Source organism: Streptomyces sp. PL-25 (assembly GCF_058344915.1).
Genome location: NZ_CP136997.1, coordinates 979,800 through 997,299, shown reverse-complemented (window position 1 = coordinate 997,299; position 17,500 = coordinate 979,800). Strand labels below are relative to the sequence as shown.

Annotated in this window: 15 protein-coding genes and 2 pseudogenes; 5 read left to right on the top strand and 12 right to left on the bottom strand. The window is 74.6% G+C overall.

Annotated features, from left to right (window positions below):
- Positions 1-168 precede the first annotated feature (168 nt).
- Together R4Z62_RS04360 and pdxR are read right to left on the bottom strand one after the other, a co-directional pair.
- Positions 169-1,753, bottom strand: a pseudogene (locus R4Z62_RS04360) (alkaline phosphatase D family protein).
- A 201-nt stretch (positions 1,754-1,954) separates the two neighbouring features.
- Complete coding sequence (gene pdxR, locus R4Z62_RS04355) at positions 1,955-3,523, bottom strand: MocR-like pyridoxine biosynthesis transcription factor PdxR (protein ID WP_491519172.1); 1,569 nt, start codon at positions 3,521-3,523, stop codon at positions 1,955-1,957.
- Between pdxR and R4Z62_RS04350 the strand changes: the two are divergent.
- Positions 3,514-4,359: pseudogene (locus R4Z62_RS04350) on the top strand (EamA family transporter); the annotation flags it as partial. The gene pdxR and the pseudogene R4Z62_RS04350 overlap by 10 nt on opposite strands.
- A gap of 93 nt (positions 4,360-4,452) precedes the next feature.
- Here R4Z62_RS04350 and R4Z62_RS04345 read toward each other — a convergent pair.
- Positions 4,453-5,283: an alpha/beta fold hydrolase gene (locus R4Z62_RS04345; protein WP_355483944.1), complete on the bottom strand. Its 831-nt coding sequence runs from the start codon at positions 5,281-5,283 to the stop codon at positions 4,453-4,455.
- A 397-nt stretch (positions 5,284-5,680) separates the two neighbouring features.
- Between R4Z62_RS04345 and R4Z62_RS04340 the strand changes: the two genes are divergently transcribed.
- Entirely contained in the window at positions 5,681-6,442 is a 762-nt protein-coding gene (locus tag R4Z62_RS04340; protein ID WP_355483946.1) for a GntR family transcriptional regulator, read from the top strand.
- A 109-nt stretch (positions 6,443-6,551) separates the two neighbouring features.
- On the opposite strand, the gene R4Z62_RS04335 is transcribed toward R4Z62_RS04340, so the two are convergent.
- A complete protein-coding gene (locus R4Z62_RS04335; protein WP_064531485.1) occupies positions 6,552-7,712 on the bottom strand; it encodes an ROK family transcriptional regulator in 1,161 nt (386 codons plus the stop codon).
- 384 nt (positions 7,713-8,096) lie between these two features.
- Here R4Z62_RS04335 and R4Z62_RS04330 point away from each other — a divergent pair, with 384 nt between their 5' ends.
- Positions 8,097-8,540: a hypothetical protein gene (locus R4Z62_RS04330; RefSeq protein WP_382848430.1), complete on the top strand. Its 444-nt coding sequence runs from the start codon at positions 8,097-8,099 to the stop codon at positions 8,538-8,540.
- Between the two features lie 4 nt (positions 8,541-8,544).
- On the opposite strand, the gene mug is transcribed toward R4Z62_RS04330, so the two are convergent.
- The 7 genes from mug to R4Z62_RS04295 form a co-directional block, all read right to left on the bottom strand.
- Positions 8,545-9,102 carry a G/U mismatch-specific DNA glycosylase gene (gene mug, locus R4Z62_RS04325; protein ID WP_491521838.1) on the bottom strand — a complete coding sequence of 186 codons (558 nt, stop codon included), beginning with the start codon at positions 9,100-9,102 and terminating at the stop codon, positions 8,545-8,547.
- Positions 9,099-10,541, bottom strand: coding sequence for an adenylosuccinate lyase (gene purB / locus R4Z62_RS04320; protein WP_491519171.1), 1,443 nt, complete (start codon positions 10,539-10,541; stop codon positions 9,099-9,101). Before purB ends, mug begins: the two co-directional genes overlap by 4 nt.
- 139 nt (positions 10,542-10,680) lie before the next feature.
- Positions 10,681-11,484 (bottom strand): SGNH/GDSL hydrolase family protein, encoded by an 804-nt coding sequence (locus tag R4Z62_RS04315; protein WP_491519170.1) that lies wholly within the window; start codon positions 11,482-11,484, stop codon positions 10,681-10,683.
- A 176-nt stretch (positions 11,485-11,660) separates the two neighbouring features.
- Positions 11,661-12,674 carry a hemolysin family protein gene (locus R4Z62_RS04310; RefSeq protein ID WP_389598440.1) on the bottom strand — a complete coding sequence of 338 codons (1,014 nt, stop codon included), beginning with the start codon at positions 12,672-12,674 and terminating at the stop codon, positions 11,661-11,663.
- Positions 12,671-14,137, bottom strand: a complete 1,467-nt coding sequence (locus R4Z62_RS04305; protein WP_491519169.1) for a hemolysin family protein — start codon at positions 14,135-14,137, stop codon at positions 12,671-12,673. The genes R4Z62_RS04310 and R4Z62_RS04305 overlap by 4 nt, the downstream gene beginning before the upstream one ends.
- A 167-nt stretch (positions 14,138-14,304) precedes the next feature.
- Positions 14,305-14,739: a GNAT family N-acetyltransferase gene (locus R4Z62_RS04300; protein WP_385491688.1), complete on the bottom strand. Its 435-nt coding sequence runs from the start codon at positions 14,737-14,739 to the stop codon at positions 14,305-14,307.
- A gap of 139 nt (positions 14,740-14,878) precedes the next feature.
- Complete coding sequence (locus tag R4Z62_RS04295; protein WP_491519168.1) at positions 14,879-15,763, bottom strand: LLM class F420-dependent oxidoreductase; 885 nt, start codon at positions 15,761-15,763, stop codon at positions 14,879-14,881.
- Positions 15,764-15,948: 185 nt separating this feature from the next.
- Between R4Z62_RS04295 and R4Z62_RS04290 the strand changes: the two genes are divergently transcribed.
- Positions 15,949-16,200 (top strand): hypothetical protein, encoded by a 252-nt coding sequence (locus R4Z62_RS04290; protein WP_064531476.1) that lies wholly within the window; start codon positions 15,949-15,951, stop codon positions 16,198-16,200.
- Between the two features lie 40 nt (positions 16,201-16,240).
- On the top strand, positions 16,241-16,579 hold the full coding sequence (locus R4Z62_RS04285; protein WP_381740553.1) for a fic family toxin-antitoxin system, toxin component: 339 nt from the start codon (positions 16,241-16,243) through the stop codon (positions 16,577-16,579).
- A gap of 191 nt (positions 16,580-16,770) precedes the next feature.
- Here R4Z62_RS04285 and bioD read toward each other — a convergent pair whose 3' ends face one another.
- Entirely contained in the window at positions 16,771-17,499 is a 729-nt protein-coding gene (gene bioD / locus R4Z62_RS04280; protein WP_491519167.1) for a dethiobiotin synthase, read from the bottom strand.
- Position 17,500: the final 1 nt, after the last annotated feature.

The window sequence follows — 17,500 nt, the reverse complement described above, 5'->3', positions numbered from 1 at the left end:
GGGAAAACCGTAGAGGCGACCACTGACAATCGGCCCTGACCTGCGAAAACACCCGCCCGCACGGTCAGTTGGAGCCGGTCGGGGGACGCCGCCGCGCACCGGGGATCCGGCCGGTGCGCGGCGGCGGGGAAGGACGTCCGTGAACCGGCCAGGGACGTCCGGGGCCGGTTACTGCCCGACCCGGCCCGGCTGGAGCGCCTTGGTGAAGAGCACACTGCCGTCCTGCTCCCGCAGCCGGACCGTCAGCTCGCCGCTGCCGCCGTCGATGTCGACCTCGCCGAAGAACTGGTAGCCCTCGGCGGGTGAGACGTTGGCGACGGCGGGCGCCTTGACGAACACCCGGTCGGGGCCGAACGTGCCGTCCAGCTCGCTGGCCGGGAAGGCGCCCGCGTTGAGCGGACCGGAGACGAACTCCCAGAACGGCGCGAAGTCCTTGAACGCCGCCCGCGACGGGTCGTAGTGCTGCGCCGAGGTGTGGTGGACGTCGGCGGTCAGCCACACCGTGCCGGTGATCCGCCGGTGCTTGACGAACCGCAGCAGCTCCGCGATCTGGAGTTCGCGGCCGAGCGGCGCGCCCGGGTCGCCCTGCGCGACCGCCTCGAAGTTCGGCTTTCCCTCGACCCCGTCCGGCACGACGAGCCCCAGCGGCATGTCCGCGGCGATCACCTTCCACACCGCCCGGGACCGGGACAGCTCCCGCTTGAGCCAGCGCAGCTGCTCCTCGCCGAGGATGCCCTGCGGGTCGCGCTTCTGGTCGTCGGGCGAGTTGGCGTTGCGGTAGGTCCGCATGTCCAGCACGAACACGTCGAGCAGCGGGCCGTGGTGGTGGACGCGGTAGATCCGGCCGTCCGGACGGCCGCTGACCGTGGAGATCGGGAAGTACTCGGAGAAGGCCCGCCGCGCCCGCAGCGCCAGATCGTCCAGCCGGGTGCCGGCCGGGTAGGGCGTGCCGCCGCCCGATGACCTCGCCCGGGTACCAGTTGTTGCGCACCTCGTGGTCGTCCCACTGGATGATGCCGGGCACCTGGGCGTTGAACCGGCGCAGCGCACCGTCCAGCAGGTTGTAGCGGAAGTTGCCCCGGTAGTCGGCCAGGGAGACGGCGACGTGCGACTTCTCCTCGGTGGTGACGCTCCGGTAGACGCTGCCGTCCGGAAGCGCGGCGGTGGCCTCGATCGGACCGTCGGCGTAGATGTTGTCGCCGCTGCACAGGAAGAAGTCCGGGTCCAGCTTCGCCATGGCGTCGAAGATGCGGTAGCCGCCGATCGACTCGTTGATGCCCCAGCCCTGCCCGGCGATGTCGCCCGACCACACGAACCGCACGCCCTGGCGGCGCCGCGCGGGGGCGGTGCGGAAGGTGCCGTGGACCGGCTCGCCGGTGCGGCGCGGGTCGTGCGGGTCGGCGAGCAGTACGCGGTAGTGGATCTGCTCGCCGGACGGCAGCCCGTGCAGCCGGGCCGTGCCGGTGAAGTCCGAGCCGGGGCCGAGCAGCGGGCCGTGCCACCGGCGGGGGTTGCGGAACGACTCGGTGGCGGACGTCTCGACGATCATCCGGGCCGGGCGGTCGGAGCGCACCCAGACCAGGCCCGAGTCGGCGGTCACGTCGCCCGCCTGCACGCCCCAGCCCGCCCGGGGGCGGCCGGACAGGGCGAGCGCCGGTGCCGCGCCGAGCGCGCCGGGCAGGGTCAGGGCCGCCGACGCGGCCAGTGAGCCGCGCAGCACGCTGCGACGGCCGGGGAGCGGACGAGGGGACATGCGGACGCCTCCAGGGACGAGATCCGGCCAGTGTTCGCAGCCACACCTACTGGTGCAGTGAGGCGAAGACGGAAACCGCGGGTGAACAGCCACCCGCGCGCAGGCCACCCGGGTGGCGCCCCCGGCGCGCCGCCCCGGTGTGACGGTCGCCACCTACGGGCCTACGGGCCTCCGGGCTCATGGGCCTACGCGCTCACCGGCCTATCCGTCTGCCGGCCTACGCGCGGCCGCCTCCGCCATCAGCCGCACCCCGGCACGGATCCGGGCGGGCGGTAGATGCGCATATCCGAGGACGAGACGCACACCCGCGTCACCCTCGGCCCGCGATGCCCGAGAGGCCCGTGCGCCGCCGTCCGTGCCCCCGCCGTCCGCGCCGCCACCGCCTCCGTCCGGCCCGCCCCCGAGCGCGGGAAGCTCCCCGGTGCCCGGCACCGCACCGGCACGCGCGTGCGTGTACGACGCCAGGGAGCGGACCGCGACACCGGCGCCGCCCACGCGCGCGAGGAACCGCTCCTCGGGCCCGTACCGCCGCGGCAGGGCGGCGATCAGGTGCAGCCCCGCGGCGATCCCCGACAGCCGTACGCCGGGGAAGTGCTCCTCCAGGGCGGCGACGAGCGTGTCCCGGCGCTCCCGGTAGGCGCGCTGGCAGCGGCGCAACTGGCGGTCGTAGTCGCCCCGTTCGACGAAGCGGGCGAACAGCGCCTGGTCGACGGCCGGGTGACCGAGGTCCATGGTCCGCTTGCGTTCGACGACGTCGTCGGCGAGCGAGTCGGGCACCAGCAGCCACCCCAGCCGCAGCCCCGGCGCCAGGGACTTGCTGACCGAGCCCGCGTAGACGACGCGTTCGGGGTCCAGGCCCTGGAGGGCACCGACCGGGGCGCGGTCGTAGCGGAAGTCGCCGTCGTAGTCGTCCTCGAAGACGATGCCGTCCACCGACCGCGCCCAGTCCAGCAGTCCGGCGCGGCGCCGGGCGGAGCACGCGATCCCGGTGGGGAACTGGTGGGACGGAGTCGTCACCACGGCCCGCACCCCGGACCGGTGCAGCGGGCCGAGGGCCGGACCCTCTCCGTCCAGGGGCAGCGGGACGGTGCCGACACCGACGGACGCGTACAGGGACGTGTGCTGGGGGCTGCCCGGGTCCTCGACGCCGACCGCCCGCGTCCCGCGCGCGTGCAGCACGGATCCGAGCAGACAGGTGGCCTGCGCCACGCCCGAGACGACCACGAGGCGCTCGGGGTCGGCTACGACGCCGCGGCGGCGGGCGAGGAGTTCGGCCAGGGCCGCGCGCAGGTGGGGCAGACCGCGCGGATCGGGATAGCCGAGGGCCTGGTGGGGGAGGTCCGCCAGCACCGAGCGGTGCGCGGCTGTCCACGCGGCACGCGGGAACAGCGACAGGTCGGGGGTGCCCGCCACGAAGTCGGCGCGGGTCCCGGGCGTACCCGGAGAGAGGTCACGCGCGCGCGTGCGGGCCGCCCGGACCGAGCCGCCCACCCAGGTACCCGCACCGCGCCCGCTGCGCAGGTACCCCTCCGCCGTCAACTGCTCGTACGCCTCGGTCACCAGCCCGCGGGACACGCCGAGGTCCGCCGCGAGGTCACGGCTCGAGGGCAGCCGCGTCCCCGGGGAGAGCCGGCCGGAGCGGACGGCCTCGCGCAGCGCGGCCTGGAGCGTGCGGCCGCGCGCGCGGGCCGGCGCCGAGGCGGCGGGCAGCAGCAGTTCCCAGGCGGCGGTACCGGCCGCCGTAGCCGGATTGGTCCCCGATGACGTCATGGAAGTGGACCTTAAACCGGACCGCCGCGCTGCCTAGCGTCGCCGTCATGAACGCCACCACCTCGCGCGGTGCCCTGCTCGCCGCGCTCGCCTGTGTCCTCGTCGGAGGATCCTTCACCGCCAACAGCGTCCTCGGCCACTACCCCTACGCGGGGGGCCAGTTCCTGCGCTACGGCCTGGCCTGCCTGCTGCTCCTGCCGCTCGCCGGGCGCGGCGCGCGGGCGCGGCTGGGGGTGCTCTCGCCGCGGGACTGGGCCCGGCTGGCGCTGCTCGCCGCGGTGGGCATGGTCGGCTTCAACCTGGCCGTCATCGCCGCCGAGCGCACCGCTGAACCGGCGGTGCCCGGTGTCCTCGTGGGCTGCGCCCCGGTGGTCGTCGCCGTCCTCGTCCCGCTCCTGGAGGGACGCCGTCCGCAGCGGGCGGTGCTGTACGGGGCGTCGCTGGTCGCCGCCGGGGCCCTGACCGTGCAGGGCTGGGGGCGGACCGACGGCGCCGGGATCGCCTTCTCCGCCGGGGCGCTGGCCGGGGAGGTGGGCTTCTCGGTGCTCGCCGTGCCGGTGCTGGCTCCGCTCGGGCCGCGGCTGCTGTCGGCCGTGGTGTGCGGCGTCGCCGCCGTGGAGGCGGCCGCCGCGGGGGTGATGCTCGACGGCACGGCGTGGCTGCGGCGCCCGGACGCGGGCGAGACCGCCGCGCTGCTGTGGCAGGCGGCGGTCGTGACGGTCGTCGGCTTCGTGTGCTGGTACATGGGGATGCAGCGGCTCGGCGCCGAGCGCGCCACCCTCTTCTCCGGGCTCATCCCGGTCGCCGCCGCCTGCTCCGCGCCCCTCGTCGGCACCGGCTCCTACGGGGCGGCCCAGGCGGCGGGCAGCGCCCTGGTGGCCGCGGGGGTCGCCATGGGGTCCGGGGCGCTACGGCCGGCCGGGCGGCGCTCAGCGGCTGCCGTCGAGCAGCACGCGCGCGACGAGCGCCGGGTCGTCGTTCATCGGGACGTGCCCGCAGCCGGGCAGCCGCACCAGCCGGGCGCGCGTGACGGTCTGCTTGGCGCGCACGCCCTGCCGGGGAATCAGCAGGCGGTCCTTGCTGCCCCAGGCCACGGTGACGGGGATGTCCGGGATGTCGTCCGCGAAGCGGACCCCGACGCCCGCACGGAGGGTCTCCTCGAACCCGGTGGCCCGCGCGAGGGCCAGCGTCTCGGCGACCACCGACTCGGGTGACCGGCGGCCCGGACGGGCGTAGATGGTGCTCGTCAGGACGGTGCGCCCGGCCGCGGTGCGGGAGAGCCGTTCGACCAGCGGCAGCGGCGTGCGCCGCGCGACGGCCCGCATCCCCTGGAGGACACCGAAGGCGTAGCGGCGCTCGGCCTCGGTCCAGAACCCGGCGGGCGACAGGGCCGTGACGGACCGCGCGAGCTTCTCGCGGCCCATCTCCAGTGCGAGCAGGCCGCCCAGGGAGTTGCCGGCCACATGGGGCCGGTCGATCTCCAGGGTCTCGCACAGCGCGCCGAGGGCGGCGTTCATCGTCGGCAGGTCGTGCCGCAGCCCGTCCGGCAGGGCGGGCGAGGCGCCGAAGCCGGGCAGGTCCACGGAGACGACGTCCCGCTCGCCCGCCAGGAGGTGGATCACCGGGTCCCACGCCTGTCGGTGGTGGCCTATGCCGTGCAGCAGGAGCAGCGGCTCACCGTCGCCCACGCGCGCGTAGGACAGGGTCACGGTCCGCGGGCCGTGCGGGGAGGGGACCGGGAAGGAGACGGTGGCGGACATGGGGTGCTCCTCGTCGGGAATCTCGGCAATCGCTGACGGACACTGAGTAGACAGCTTGTCAGCAATTACTACTGGCGGGTAGCCCCCGGTGCGCGGTTCCTGGTCATCGCGCCGACAGTGCCCCCTCGGCGGCGACGCTCCTGTGAAGAGCCCTGTGCGGCATGCCCCTGGTGGCCCCCGTCCCCGCGACGGGGGTTTTGCCGTCATGTCACGAATGACGGCTTGTGCGAACGTCACATGAACGCTTACCGCGTGACAGCCGTCTTCTCCACAAGCGGCCGATGATTGGTCTTGACCAAGGATCGGCGGCAGTCCTATGGTCGCAGAGAAGTACAACAACCTTTAATAAACAAGGGCGCTAAAACGCCGCCGGACCACGGCGATTGCGGAGGACAGGGTGGGGACCACGCAGCTGGAAACGGTGCCGGAGCCGAAGTACTGGCACCTGAGGACCGTCCTCAGTGAGGCACTGGACTCCGAGTTCTCGGTCGGCGAGATCCTGCCCAACGAGCGGGAGCTGGCCGCCCGTTTCGGCGTGGCCCGCGCGACCCTGCGCCAGGCGCTCGAACAGCTGGAGCTGGAAGGCAGGCTCCAGCGCCGCCGCGGTGTCGGCACCACCGTCGCGCCGCCGCGCGTGGGCGTGGCCGTGGGCACCGAGCAGCACGCCTGGCCCGGTGCGGCGGACGACGCCTGGCACCCCGTGGACTGCGTCCAGGCGGCACCGCCCGCGGCCGTCGCCGACGCCCTGGAGACCGACCGCGACCAGCCCGTGCACACGGTGCGCCGGTCCCGGGTGAGCCAGGGCCAGCCGGTCGCCGCCGAGCTGTTCTACATCCCGGCGTCCTCGATGCCCGGCCTGACCGCGATCGACGCGCCCTCCGGCGCGGCACGCGCGCGTGCGGTGCTGCGCGAGCTCCAGCACCTGGAGCTGGAGGGCCAGGAGCAGGCCGTCGAGCTGGGCTCCGCCCGCGCCGACGACGCCAAGGAGCTGGACCGGCTGCCCGGCGCCCCCGTCCTGGTCGTCACCACCCGCTTCATCGCCGGGGGACGCACCGCCGCGCTCTCGGTGGCCACCTACCGGGCCGACACCTGCCGCCTCACCTTCGGGGACTCCGGCGGCGTGGAGATCCACCACGGGCCCGAACGCCAGGCATCCTGACCCCGGCCGGACCGGCGCCGGCCGACAGATCCGCGGGCACGGGCCTGCCCTGGCCCCGCCGGGCCGAGTCGCGATGCACGGGGCGGCGGCCGCCGCCCCGCGTCCGTCCTCAGTGCCGGGCCGCCGCCACCTTGCTCTCCACCGCGAACAGCTCCTCCTCGACATGGTCGAGGGCCAGCCGCAGGGCGCCCGTCGCCACGGCCGCCTCACCGAGCATCGACAGGGTCACCTGCGGCGTACGCAGGCAGTAGCGGGCCAGCTCGCCGCGCAGCGGCTCCAGCACCCCGTCCAGGCCGGCCGCCCAGCCGCCGACGACCACCAGCTCCGGGTCCAGCGCCAGCACCAGTGCCGCCACGTCGTGGACGAGCCGCTGGATGAAGCGGTCCATGGCCGCCACCGCCTGCTGGTCGCCCTTGCGGGCCTGGGCGAACACCGCCGCCACCGCCTGCTCGTCCAGGGGGTGCAGCGGCTGGTCCGTGGTCGACAGCAGCGTCTCGGGCGTGACGCCCCGGCCCAGCAGGTGCAGCGCGCCGATCTCGCCCGCCGCGCCGCCGAACCCGCGGTGCAGCCGCCCGCCGATCAGTGAACCGGCGCCCGGACTCAGTCCGGCCAGCACGAACACCACGTCGTCGGAGTCGGTGGCGGCACCCTTCCAGTGCTCGGCGACCGCCGCCGCGTTGGCGTCGTTCTCGACCAGCACCGGGCACCGGAAGGAGCGGCTGAGCCGCTCGCCCAGGTTCAGCCCCGTCCAGCCGGGCAGCGCGGTGCCCAGCCGGACGATGCCGCCCGCCTCGACGATCCCGGGCGTGCCGACCCCCACGGCCCGCAGGGAGCTGCGCGGGACACCGGCCCGGCGCAGCAGCTCGGCGACCGCGGTGCGCAGCCGCTCCAGGCGCTCGTCCGCGTCCGCCGTCTCGCCCACCTCCTTGGCCTGGGCGCCGAGCACCCGCCCGTCGAGATCGGACAGGAGCGCCGCCACGCGGTGGGGGCCGATCTCCAGGCCGAGCAGGTGCCCCGCCTCGGCACGGAACCGGTAGCGCCGCGCGGGCCGTCCCTGACGGCGTGCGGCGCCCTCCTCGGCGGCCTTCTCGGCGACGAGTCCCGCCTCCATGAGGTCCTCGACGACGCCCTCGACCGTGGGCCGGGACAGCCCGGTCACCCGGGTGATCTCCGTGAGCGTCGCGCAGTCCGTGGCACGCAGCGCGTGCAGCACCACCGCGGAATTGATCCTTCGCAGCAGCGAGGGATCCCCGCCGGTCAGCCGCCCCAACGTCCTTCCTCCCAGCTCGTGCGCGTGTTGGGCGGATCGTACTCGGCGCGGGCCGGGGCAGCGAGTGCCGGGGACGGCGGGCGCGCTGCGCACGGCCGGGCGGTCCGGCCGGGCCGCCCCGGAACCCGCCTCCGGCACCCCGAAAAGGAAGTCCGGACCGCGTCCCGTCCGCGACGGCCCCGCCAGCCGTCACCCCCGTCCGTCACCCGTCTCCCGCGATCCGCACCACGGCGCCGACCGCTGCCCCGCCGCCACCCCCATGGGCCGTCCGCGCCCCCCCCACGGGCCGTCCGCGCCCCCCACGGGCCGTCCGCGTCCCGCCCCGCGGCCGACCCCACCCTGACGCACCGCCAATTGTCAGTGGTGCCCGCTTTACTGGAACGCATGGACATCGCGAAGGCTCTCGCCGTGATCGACCGGCTGTGCTCCGGGGAGTTCCCCGCCGAGCCCGGCCGGACGGACGCCGGTACGGCCGGACCCGGCTTCCTGACGGCCGAGTTGGAGACGAGCGACGACTTCTGGGAGGACGACGGCACCCGCCGGGAGGAGACGGCGGAGCAGTTCGCGTGCGAGCTGGACGGGCTGGGGGAGCGGCTGACCGAGCGGTGGGGCGCTCCGCAGGAGTTCAGCCTCTACGGCGTCTTCGAGCGGACCGTGCTGGGCGAGGCACCGGGGGAGCCGTGGGCCTCGCTCAGCGGGCATGTGCCGGATGTCCGGCTGTGGCGGTCGCACGAGACCGGCCGGTGGATAGCCCTCGGCGTGTCCCAGTGGGACCGCGAACTGCCGTTCCAGCTGCTCGCGGTGGTCACCGACCGGGACCCGCCGTGACCCGTCAGGCGGTCTCCGCGGCCGCGGCGGCCTCCCGCAGCCTGGCGTACTCCTCGGCCATCGTCTCCGCCGTCCAGTGCGCGTTCAGACCGCTGGGGTTGGGCAGCACCCAGACCCGGGCGGAGCCGATCGTCCGCTCCTGCGGACCGATGCGCGCTCCCCGGTCCGCGAAGGCCGCGCGGTACGCGGTGACGCCGACCACGGCCAGCCAGCGGGGCCGCAGCCGGGCCACCTTCCGCTCCAGCAGCCGCCCGCCCTCGCGGTACTCCTCGGCGGTCAGCTCGTCCGCCCGCGCCGTGGGCCGGGCGACCACGTTGGTGATGCCGAGCCGGTACGTCAGCAGCTCGGCCTGCTCGGCGGGGGCCAGCAGCCGCGGGGTGAAACCGGAGCGGTGCAGCACCGGCCAGAACCGGTTGCCGGGACGGGCGAAGTGGTGCCCCGTGACGGCGGTGGTGAGGCCGGGGTTGATGCCGCAGAAGAGCACGCTGAGGCCGTCCGCGACCACGTCCGGTACGAGCCGGTCGCGGGCGGCCTCCAGCTGGGCCGGGGTGGGGCGGGTCAGAGGATCGCCCCCGGAGCGTAGGCGGCGGCCTCCGGGTGCTTCTCGACGATCTCCCCGATCCGGGCGACGACCGCGCCGACCTGGTCGGCGGCGGCGCCGGTGAAGGACAGCTTGTCCGCCATCAGCTCGTCGAGCCGGGCGCGGTCCAGCGGCAGGCGCTCGTCGGCGGCCAGCTTGTCGAGCAGGTCGTTGCGCTCGGCGCCCTGCTCGCGCATGGCGAGCGCGGTGGCGACGGCGTTCTCCTTGATGGCCTCGTGGGCGACCTCGCGGCCGACACCGGCCCGCACCGCGCCCATCAGCACCTTGGTGGTGGCGAGGAACGGCAGGTAGCGGTCCAGCTCCCGGGCGACCACCGCGGGGAAGGCACCGAACTCGTCGAGCACCGTCAGGAAGGTCTCCAGCAGCCCGTCCAGCGCGAAGAACGCGTCCGGCAGCGCGACCCGGCGCACCACGGAGCAGGAGACGTCGCCCTCGTTCCACTGGTCACCCGCCAGCTCACCGGTCATCGACGCGTAGCCGCGCAGGATCACCATGAGGCCGTTGACGCGCTCGCAGGAGCGGGTGTTCATCTTGTGCGGCATCGCCGAGGAGCCGACCTGGCCGGGCTTGAAGCCCTCCGTGACCAGCTCGTGCCCGGCCATCAGCCGGATCGTCTTCGCCAGCGAGGACGGCGCCGCCGCGAGCTGCACCAGCGCGGTGACGACCTCGTAGTCCAGGGAGCGCGGGTAGACCTGGCCGACCGAGGTGAGGGCCCGCCCGAAGCCCAGGTGGGCGGCGATCCGCTGCTCCAGCTCCGCCAGCTTCGAGGCGTCGCCGCCGAGCAGGTCCAGCATGTCCTGGGCGGTGCCCACCGGGCCCTTGATGCCACGCAGCGGGTAACGGCCGAGCAGTTCCTCGATCCGTCCGTGCGCCACCAGCAGCTCGTCGGCCGCGGTGGCGAACCGCTTGCCGAGGGTGGTGGCCTGCGCGGCGACGTTGTGCGAGCGGCCGGCCATGACCAGCTCCCCATACTCCGCGGCCAGCTTGCCCAGCCGCGCGAGCACCGCCACCGTACGGTCGCGCACCAGCTCGAGGGAGAGCCGGATCTGCAGCTGCTCCACGTTCTCCGTGAGGTCGCGGGAGGTCATGCCCTTGTGCACGTGCTCGTGCCCGGCGAGGTCGTTGAACTCCTCGATGCGGGCCTTCACGTCGTGCCGGGTGACCTTCTCGCGCTCGGCGATCGAGGCCAGGTCGACCTGGTCCAGGACGCGCTCGTAGTCGGCGACGGCCGCGTCCGGCACCTCGATGCCGAGGTCCTTCTGGGCGCGCAGCACGGCGAGCCAGAGCTGCCGCTCCAGCCTCACCTTCTGCTCGGGCGACCAGAGCGTGGCGAGCTCGGCGGAGGCGTAACGTCCGGCGAGGACGTTCGGGATGCGGGGCATGGCGGGAGCGGAAGTCACGTGTACGGATTCTACTGGCGATTCCTGCAGGCCAGCGCCACAGGGGTGTTCGTCGGAACCTACGAAAGCACGGGGGGCGGTGCGGGACGGCAGGGGGGCGGGCCCGAAGCGGCGCGGCCGTCCGCCGGACAGGTCCTGGCTAGGCGTCCGCCGGGCGCCGGGCCGAGTCGGGCTCTGCCCAGGGCAGCAGCTCGGGGCGCTTGGCCGGGCGGCCGTCACCGGAGGAGCGGCCGGTCAGCCGCCTGCCTATCCAGGGCAGCAGGTGCTCACGGGTGAAGCGGGCGTCCGCGATCCGGCGGTCCAGCCAGCCCGGCGGCGCGGTCGCCGGTGGCGGCGTGTGCCACTCGGGGTCCTCCGGCTCGTGGCCGAGCGCCTGCCACACCGCCTCCGCGACCCGGCGATGTCCCTCGCCGGTCAGGTGCAGCCGGTCCACGCCCCACAGCCGCGGATCGGCCAGGGAGGCGGCGCCGTACAGGTCGACGACGACCGCGCCGTGCCGCGCCGCAAGCTCGTCGACGCAGGCGTACAGCTCCTCCATGCGCGGCCGGAACCGCTCCAGGACGGGACCCCGGCGGCCGGGGCTGCGCATCAGCACCAGCCGCTCGCACGACGGCGCCAGCCGCTCCACCGCCTCGGTGAGCAGGCCCCGCACCCGGCCCATGTCGCACTTGGGCCGCAGGGTGTCGTTGAGCCCGCCGACCAGGGTGACCACGTCCGCCCGCATGGCGGCGGCCACCTCGACCTGCTCGTCGACGATCTGCCCGATGAGCTTGCCCCGCACGGCGAGGTTGGCGTACCGGAAGCCGGGGGCGCGGGCCGCCATCCGGGCCGCCAGGAGGTCGGCCCAGCCCCGGTAGGAGCCGTCGGGCAGCAGGTCCGACATGCCCTCGGTGAAGGAGTCGCCGACCGCGACCAGACTGGAGTACGTGGGATACGTCTGCATGGCGTGAGCGATGGTATCCCGCCGGACCGGCCGCATACCAAGCGGTCGGTCCGACCCCGGAACCCCCCGGCCGCGGCCTCCCCGCACCCCCGCCGGGCCGCGACCTCCCCGCGTCGGCGGCCGGGGGCGCGGCCCCGGGTGGGGCCGTCCGGCCCCCGGCCGGACGGGGCGGCGGCTCAGGCAGGCTGCCCGAACAGTTCCCGCAGCACGTCCTCCATCGTCACCAGACCGGCCAGCCGCCCGTCCGAGCCGAGCACGGCCGCCAGGTGCGTCCGGCTGCCGCGCATCGCCGTGAGCACGTCGTCCAGCGGGGTGCTCTCCCTGACCCGGGCGATGGGGCGCATGTCACCCGGACGGAACGGCTCGGAGCGCGGCGAGGCGTCCAGCGCGTCCTTCACATGCAGATAGCCGATGATCCGGCGGCCCTCGTCGACCACCGGGAAACGCGAGAACCCGGACTCCGCCGTCAGCTGCTCCAACTGCTCCGGGGTGACCCCCACGCGCGCGTAGACGACCTGTTCCAGCGGCAGCACGACATCGCGCACCGGCCTGCTGCCCAGTTCCAGCGCGTCGTGCAGCCGCTCCTGCGCCCGGTCGTCGATGAGACCGGCCTGCCCGGCGTCCTTGACGATCTGGGCCAGCTCCGCGTCCGTGAAGGTCGCCGAGACCTCGTTCTTGGTTTCCACCCGCAACAGCTTGAGCAGGGCGTTGGCGAACGTGTTCACCGTGAAGATCACCGGGCGCAGGGCGCGGGACAGCGCGACCAGCGGCGGGCCGAGCAGCAGCGCGCTGCGCACCGGCTCCGCGAGGGCGACGTTCTTCGGCACCATCTCGCCGAGCAGCATGTGCAGATAGGTGGCCAGCGCCAGCGCGATCACGAAGGACACGGCGTGTCCCGCGCCGGCCGGCACGCCCACCGCGTGGAACACGGGCTCCAGCAGATGCGCGATGGCGGGCTCGGCGACCACACCGAGGACCAGCGTGCACAGCGTGATGCCGAGCTGGGCCGCCGCGAGCAGCGCGGACACGTGCTCCAGGCCCCACAGCACGCTTTTGGCGCGCCGGTCGCCCTGCTCGGCGTACGGCTCGACCTGGCTGCGGCGCACCGAGATCAGCGCGAACTCGGCGCCGACGAAGAAGGCGTTGACGACGAGGGTCGCCAGACCGATCAGAATCTGTACGGCGGTCACCGGCCGGCCCTCTTCCCGTCCTGCGCGTCTTGCGCGTCTTGCGCGTGCTGCACGTCCTGTGCGTCCTGTGCGTGCTGCGCGTTCCTGGTGGCCTGCTCGTCGCCGCGTCGGCCGCCCCGGCGCCCGGCGCGCTCCGGGACCATGGCGAGGTCCGCGTCGTCGAGCGGCGCGTGCAGCAGCACCCGGGCCGCCCGCCGCCCGCTCGCGTCCGTCACCTCCAGCCGCCACCCGGCGACCTCCAGAACGTCACCGGTCTCCGGTATCCGGCCCAGTTCCGCGGCGACGAGACCGGCGAGGGTCTCGTAGGGCCCGTCGGGCGCGCGCCAGCCGACCCGGACGAGCTGGTCCACGCGCGCGGAGCCGTCGGCCGAGTACAGGGCGCGGCCCTCCTCGTCGGCCCCGGCGGGGGCGAGGTCCGGCGTCTCGTGCGGGTCGTGCTCGTCGCGCACCTCGCCGACGACCTCCTCGACGATGTCCTCCAGCGTGGCCACGCCCGCCGTGCCGCCGTACTCGTCGATGACGACCGCCATCGTCCGCCGCCCCGACAGCCGGTCCAGCAGCCGGTCCACGGTCAGCGACTCGGGGACGAGCAGCGGCTCGCGCATGATCTCGGAGACCCGTACGCGGGTCCGTCGCTCGGCGGGCACCGCGAGGACGTCCTTGACGTGGGCCGTGCCCACCACGGAGTCGAGGTTGCCGCGGTAGACGGGGAAGCGGGACAGGCCGGTGGCCCGGGTCGCGTTCGCCACGTCCTCGCAGGTGGCCTGGGCCTCCAGGGCGACGACCTGGACGCGCGGTGTCATCACGTTCTCCGCGGTGAGGTCGGCGAGGTTGAGGGTGCGGACGAACAGCTCGGCGGTGTCCGCCTCCAGGGCGCCCTCCTTGGCCGAGTGCCGGGCCAGCGCCGCCAGTTCCTGCGGGCCGCGCGCGGAGGCCAGCTCCTCGGCGGGCTCCACCCCGAACCGGCGCACCACGCGGTTGGCCGTGTTGTTGAGATGCGTGATGAACGGGCGGAAGGCGGCGCTGAACCAGCGCTGCGGGGTGGCGACGTGCCGGGCCACGGCGAGCGGCGCGGAGATCGCCCAGTTCTTGGGCACCAGCTCGCCGACGACCATCAGGAACACCGTGGACAGCGCGGTGCCCACGACCAGCGCCACCGAGGTCGCCACCGACCGCGACGCGCCGAGCGACTGGAGCGGACCGGCCAGCAGCGCGGCGATCGACGGCTCGGCGAGCATGCCGACCACCAGATTGGTGACGGTGATGCCGAGCTGCGCGCCGGACAGCTGGAAGGTCAGGTTCCGTACGGCCTTGAGCGCACCGGCGGCACCGCGCTCACCGCGCTCCGCCGCCCGCTCCAGCGCGCCGCGCTCGACGGTGGTGAGCGAGAACTCGGCGGCGACGAAGGCGCCACAGGCCAGTGACAGCAGGACCGCCACGAGCAGGAGCAGCACTTCGGTCATCGGGTCACCCCCGTCCCATGGTCGGACAGGACGCGGGGGACCGCTCGGTGGTGCGCGGGGCTACTGGGAGGCTCGCCCATGGACGGACGCTCACAACCTTTCATGGAGGAACGAGTGTCCCTCCATGGTAAAGGACGGGCAAAAACACCTTCTCCGTGCCGGCCGCATCACTTTTCGTGACCGTCCAGCGGCTTCACCCAGCGCCGCCAGTGCTCCTCCGGCGCGTAGCCGGCCGCACGCCAGGCGTGGTGCGCCCGCTCATTGCCGGTGAGCACCATCGCGTCGCCGCGCCGACCGCCGAGCCGGGCGAACCGCTCCTCGGCGGCGGCGAGTAGCGCCGAGCCGATGCCCCGGCGCCGCCGGTCGGGCCGCACCGCGAGCCGGTACAGATGGCAGCGCCAGCCGTCGAAGCCCGCGATCACGGTGCCGACCAGCTCGCCGGCGTCCTCCGCCAGCAGCAGCGCCTGCGGGTCCCGGCCGACCAGCCGGGCCACGCCGTCCCGGTCGTCGCTGATGCTGGTGCCCTCCGCGGCCGTCCGCCAGAAATCCAGGACGGCGGAGAGATCGTCGGCGGTCGCGGGGCGTATGCGCAGCTCGTTCATGGCGTGATCACATCACAGCCCTGCCCGCACAGCCCTGCCCGCACAGCCCTGCCCGCACAGCCGTGCCCGCACAGCCGTGCCCGCACAGCCGTGCCCGCACAGCCGTGCCCGCGCGGCCCCGCCCCGCCGCCCCACCCCCTCACTGCCCCCGCAGCGCCTCCAGGACCGGCGCGAACGCCTCCATGTGCGGTTCGAGCACCGTCAGATAGGAGAACCCGAACCGCTCGCGGTGCGCGTGCACCCGCGCGACGATCTCGTCCAGCGTGCCCACCAGCACGATCGGCAGTTCCAGGGCCGCGTCCGGGGTCAGCTGCGGCTGCCGCTCCAGCAGCGGCGCGAGGACCGGCCCGGGGTCGTCGGTGACGGCGACGAGCTGGATGAGCAGGTTCAGCTCGGCCGGTTCCGCGCGCCCTGCCGCGTAGGTGCGGTACAGCGCCACCCGCTCGTCCAGCTCCTCGGCCGTCAGCGGGGTCAGCCTGTCGCCGTCCGTGGACGGCCGGGCGCCCGTGAACGCCGCGATGTCGGCGTGTTCGGCGGCCAGCCGCAGCATCCGGTCGCCGTTGGCGCCGATCAGCAGCGGGACCCGGGGCCGCTGCGCCGCTCGCGGCCGGTGGTCCGGGGAGCCGAGCAGCCGGTCCAGCTCCTCGACGGTGCGCCGCAGATGGGCGACGCGCTCGCCCGGCGTACCCCAGGGCAGCCCGGCCCGCTCGTGCTTCTCGCGTACGTATCCCGTGCCGAGCCCCAGTTCGAGCCGGCCGTCCGTGAGCGCGTCCGTCGTGGCCACCTCGCGGGCCAGCAGCGCGGGGTTGGAGAAGCCCGCGTTCAGCACGAAGGTGCCGAGGCGGGGCCGCTCGGTCGCCTCGGCCGCCGCCACCAGCGCCGGGAACGGCGCGACCCAGCCGAGATGGTCCGGGACGAGGATCACGTCGTACCCGAGTTCCTCGGCCCTGCGGCACTTGGCGCGCCACTCACCGGCGGACGCCGGATCGAGCAGGTTGACCCCGAAGCGGAACGGACGCGGCATGAACTCTCCTCAGCTGGACGGGACATGAGCCGGGCGTGAGATGAAGTGAGACGGACCGGACGGGGCGGCGGACGCCCGCCGCGATTCCATCATCCGTACGCGGCCGCCGCCAGCGGCTCGGGCCGGCGGGCACGGACCAGGGACCGCGCTTGCCGCTGCTAGCGGTTCGGCGCTAGCGTCGAGGTATGGCGAAGACCCAGCTGAACGTACGGGTGGACGAGGGCACGGCCCGCGCCGCCCGCGAACGCGCCCTCGCCCGCGGTATGAGCGTCAACCGCTACATCGAGGAACTGGTCCGCCAGGACACGGGAGAGGTGGGCCGCACCTTCGTGGAGGCCGCCGCCGACTTCATGAAGAGTTACGAGGCCGTCTTCGCCGAGGAATTCGACGGGGCGGGCTCGCCGTCCCGGGCGACGACCGGCGAAGACCGGCGCTGAGCCCTTGAGCGACATCACCGTCGACCTCGCCTGGCTGCTCATGCTCGCCGAACGCATGACACCGGGCGATCCGCAGGTCACCGACTGGGGCGCCCTCGTCGCCGCGGTGGCACGGCACCGCGCCGAGATCTTCGACGTCCCCGTCTACGACTCGCCGCAGGCGCGGGCCGCCGCGCTGCTGCAACTCCTCGTCCACGTGCCCGCGCTGGAGCGCTCCAACGCCCTGTTCGCCTCCGCGGTGGCGTACGCCTACCTGGTCGCCAGCGGTCTGAAGGTCGCCACCTCTCCCGAACAGGTGCGCGATCTGGCCAGGCTGGTCAAGAGCGGTGACGCGTCGGTGCAGGAGATAGCGCGGGAACTGCGCCGGTGGAGTGTGTGACCCACCGTCCCCCGTGATCCACCGTCCCCGTGATCCACTGCCCTCGTGACCCACTGCCGCCGTGACCCACTGCCGCCGTGATCCGCTACCCGCCCCGTGACCCGCTGACCGGGAGCCGTGGGCAGGCCCGGCGGCCACGGACGGCCGCCGGGCCCACGGGGCGGCGCACAGGCGCGGCGGCCGCGGCCGTACTACCCGAGCGGCGCCGGTGCCTCCCGCGCGGCGAACGCCGCCGCCTCCCACCGGCCGAGGAGCCGGGGGGCGAGCCAGCGCGGCGCGCCCGTGCGGAAGTCGGCGGGGGCGAGCGCCCCGGCGCCCTCGGGCAGGGCGCCGAGCAGTGGGGCGCCGGCCACCTCGGGCAGGTCGGCGACGTTGCAGCGGGAGGCGAGATCGGGGTGCGCGGGCCAGCTGCCGATCACCACGCCGAGCAGATCGAGCCCGCGCCGGCGCAGCTCACGGGCGGTCAGCTCGGTGGTGTTGAGCGTGCCGAGCCCCGCCGAGGCGACGAGCAGGACCGGAGCGCGCAGCAGCCCGGCGGCGTCCGCGAGGGTCCCGCCCGCGGCGTCGAACCGTACGAGCAGACCGCCGGCCCCCTCCACCAGCACCAGGTCGTGCTCGGTCGCAAGCTTGGCGGCGGCCTCGGCGACCTCCTCGGGCCGCACCGGCGCCCGCCCCGCCCGCAGCGCGGCGGTCCCGGGGGCCAGCGGCTCCGGATAGCGGGCCACCTCGCGCGCCGTCACCGCACCGGCGAGCCGGACGACCTCGTCGGCGTCCCCGCGCTCGTCCGGGGTCACACCCGTCTGCGCGGCCTTCAGCACGGCCACCGACCGGCCGGCCGCCAGCGCCGCCGCCGCGACGGCCGCCGTGGTGACCGTCTTGCCGACCTCCGTGCCCGTGCCCGTGATCACCAGTACCGGCATC